This window comes from Nostoc sp. (assembly GCF_036917465.1).
Lineage (GTDB): Bacteria > Cyanobacteriota > Cyanobacteriia > Cyanobacteriales > Nostocaceae > Nostoc.
The window spans coordinates 1-3,937 of the sequence record NZ_JBALDL010000102.1 but is presented as its reverse complement, the minus strand read 5'-3'; the positions used below and the strand labels follow the sequence as shown (position 1 = coordinate 3,937).

1 protein-coding gene is annotated in these 3,937 nt (G+C 39.3%); it reads left to right on the top strand.

Annotation, left to right across the window (positions count from 1 at the left end; genetic code table 11):
- Nucleotides 1-79 precede the first annotated feature (79 nt).
- Nucleotides 80-3,769: a HEAT repeat domain-containing protein gene (locus tag V7K38_RS27360; RefSeq protein ID WP_334862562.1), complete on the top strand. Its 3,690-nt coding sequence runs from the start codon at nucleotides 80-82 to the stop codon at nucleotides 3,767-3,769.
- Nucleotides 3,770-3,937 lie beyond the last annotated feature (168 nt).

The following is a 3,937-nucleotide window of genomic DNA, read 5'->3' as shown; positions in this document are numbered from 1 at the left end:
GCTGTTAAATCAGGGAGAGTTAATAATTAAATGGGGAAGAAAAATAAAAAATAAAGGTAATGCTGCTATTGCAAACTAAATGTGGAACAGCTTAACAGACTTAATTGATGCAAAAACGACGACTCCGCCACGTGAAATTACAGCTACTCCCATTAACTGGCATGAAGTGTGCAGCATCATGCTAAAACCGCAGCGCCGGATAACCAGCAACCTCTTGATGCAAGATGAATCTGCCAAAAAAGAAAGAAAGCAGATTTATGTTCCCCTAATACTGGTGCAAAAGACGAAAACAGATAAACATGACCAGAGAAACCTTTCCCCAGATGTGGGAACACGTCTTTATGAACCTGATGAAACAGAACAGCGATTTGAGCATGGAGCTTTCTTAAGTCAAATTTTAGAATGCGGTGAAGGTAAAACTAAAGGTAATCAGATAGCAGTAATTGGAGAACCAGGTGCAGGGAAAACAACACTGCTGCAAGAGATTGCTTTTTGGGTATTAGACAAATACTTAGGATTTCCGATTTGGATTTCTCTAGCAGACTTGGGACGAAATATAAATTTTACGGATATTGAAACATATATACTTAATAGTTGGCTTGAGCAAGCAATTCCTCCAACACAGTTAACTCAAGAAATACGGGATGACTTTATAAACCAAATTCAGCAAGGACGAGTATGGCTGCTTTTGGATGGGGTGGATGAAATATATGGAGGGTCAGCATCTCACCAGCCATTAGACGAAATTTTTTGTCAGTTAACTAGATGGATAGGGCGTTTATCACGGGTGGTTTTAACTTGTCGGCTGAATGTTTGGCAAGCAGATCGTAACGCACTAGAAACCTTTGAAACCTATCGCCTACTAGACTTTGACTATCCCCAACAAGTACATCAGTTTATCGATAACTGGTTTGGGAAAGATAGTGAAAAAGGAGTACGGTTAAAGGCAGAATTAGACTTAGTTGAACGGGTGCGCTTACGGGATTTTGGGCAAACTCCCCTGATGTTGGCGTTGTTGTGTGCTATTTGGCAAGGTCAGGAGGGGAATTTACCAGAGACAAAGGCGGGATTACATCATCAGTGTGTGCAGCAGTTCTACACATGGAAAAAAAACTGTTTCCAAATTAGCGAACAAGAGCAGAGGGAATTAAACTTAGGTTTGGGACATTTAGCTCTACGGGATATTAACGAAGGTGGTTCACGGTTCCGGTTGCGGAGAAGTTTTATTATTAAGGTATTAGGCTATCCAGATGATGAGACATCGCTGTTTTACAAAGCATTGCAACTCGGCTGGCTGAACCATGTAGGGATTGCATCTGAATCTCCTGGCAAAGAAAAAGTTTATGCCTTCTACCATGCCACCTTTGAGGAATATTTTGCAGCGCTAGCTGTTGACGATTGGCACTATTTTCTAAATCACGTTCCTGAAAATCCAGAACAAGGAAGCTATCGCATATTTGAACCACAATGGAAAGAAGTGATTTTGCTGTGGTTGGGGCGAGAGGATATAAAAGAGGATCTAAAGGAAGAATTTATTAAGGCGTTAGTAGAGTTTGAAGATGGGTGCAATAGTCCAAGCCAAATTCCTGACTGGAAAGGATTTTATGAGTATCGTGCCTATTTTCTAGCGGCAGCTGGGATTGCCGAGTTTAAAAATTGTAGTTTGGCAGATACAATTGTAGAGCAAATCATCACCTGGGGCGTTGATTATTCCAATAATCAAACACAGGATTGGCAGAGATTTAACCAACAGATAGAAGAAAATTCTAGGGCTGTACTAGTAGAGACGGAGCGCAAAAAAGCGACCACTGCATTAGTAGAGTTAATAAGGAATTCTCAAAAAGAATCTAGCCGTAGACAAGCGGCATCAATTTTAGGAAAAATAGCTAAATATAATCCCACTACTATCACTGCATTAGTAGAGTTAATAGAGAATTCTCAAAAAGAATATGTCCGTAGACAAGCAGCATCAATTTTAGGAGAAATAGCTAAATATAATCCTACTGCTATCACTGCATTAGTGGAGTTAATAGGAAATTCTCAATCGGAATATACTCGTAGGCAAGTGGCATCAATTTTAGGAGAAATAGCTAAATATAATCCTACTGCTATCACTGCATTAGTGGAGTTAATAGAGAATTCTCAATCGGAATATACTCGGAGCCAAGCAGCATCAATTCTGGGAAAAATAGCTCCTCCAAATAATCTCACTGCTATCACTGCATTAGTGGAGTTAATAGAGAATTCTCAATCGGAATATACTCGGAGCCAAGCAGCATCAATTCTAGGAAAAATAGCTCCTCCAAATAATTCCACTGTTATCACTGCATTAGTGAAGTTAATCAGGAATTCTCAATCGGAATCAACTTGGAGCCAAGCAGCATATAGTTTAGGTGAAATGGCTCCAAATAATTCCACTGCTATGACTGCATTAGTAGAGTTAATCAGGAATTCTCAATCGGAATCAACCCGTAGACAAGCAGCATATAGTTTGGGAAAAATAGCTCCTCCAAATAATTCCATTGCTATTACTGCATTAGTCGAGTTAATAGGAAATTCTCAATCGGAATATACTCGGAGCCAAGCGGTATTAATTTTAGGAAAAATAGCCCCACATAATCCTACTACTATCACTGCGTTAGTGGAGTTAATAAGGAATTGTCAATCGGAATCAACTCGCAGTCAAGCGGTATTAATTTTAGGGGAAATAGATAAAGATAATCCTACTACTATCACTGCGTTAGTGGAGTTAATAGCAAATTGTCAGTCTGAATCTACTCGCAGGCAAGCGGCATTAATTTTAGGGAAAATAGATAAAGATAATTCCACTGCTATCGCTGCGTTAGTGGAGTTAATAGCAAATTGTCAGTCTGAATATACCCGTAGGCAAGCGGCATTAATTTTAGGGGAGATAGATAAAGATAATTCCACTACTATCGCTGCATTAGTGGAGTTAATAAAGAATTCTCAATCGGAATCAACTCGTAGGCAAGCAGCATCGATTTTAGGGGAGATAGATAAAGATAATTCCACTGCTATCACCATATTAGTCAAGTTCATAGAGAGTTCTCAATCGGAATCTACTCGTAGGCAAGCAGCATATAGTTTAGGAAAAATAGCTCCAAATAATTCCACTGCTATTACTGCATTAGTGGAGTTAATTAGGAATTCTCAATCGGAATATACTCGGAGCCAAGCAGCATCAATTCTAGGAAAAATAGCTCCTCCAAATAATTCCACTGTTATCACTGCATTAGTGAAGTTAATCAGGAATTCTCAATCGGAATATACTCGGAGCCAAGTAGCATATAGTTTAGGTGAAATAGCTCCAAATAATTCCACTGCTATCACTGCATTAGTGGAGTTAATCAGGAATTCTCAATTTGAATCAACTTGTAGACAAGCGGCATATAGTTTAGGAAAAATAGCTCCTCCAAATAATTCCACTGCTATCACTGTATTAGTGGAGTTAATCAGGAATTCTCAATCTGAGTATATTTGTAGACAAGCGGCAAATACTTTAGGGAAAATAGCTAAAGATAATCTCACTGCTATCACTGCATTAGTGGAGTTAATCAGGAATTCTCAATCAGAATCTACCCGTATGCAAGCGGCAGAGAGATTACAAGATTTGTTAACAGAATCTAATAATATGGCAAAAGTTGTCGCCGCCTTAAAAAATGATTTATCAGATAAGGCTTACAAAGTTATCTGGCACTGCACCCAAACTATGACTTATCCAACCTTTTATCAAGCTTGGCATTGCTAGTCAGGTTGTAAAGTAACGCCCATGCTGTCACACCGACTATCAGCTAACGTCAGATCAATGCTTTGACGCACTAATTACACGTATTAGCCCTAACGTGTTGGAAAGGGGTTGGCAAGAGCAAGTGGAAGAACTGAGGACTACGGGGATGCGTTGCTGCTTAATACTTTT

Bases quoted from the DNA above. Each gene is read 5' to 3' on its own strand.
- V7K38_RS27360 (WP_334862562.1), top strand. From the start codon at position 80: ATGTGGAACAGCTTAACAGACTTAATTGATGCAAAAACGACGACTCCG.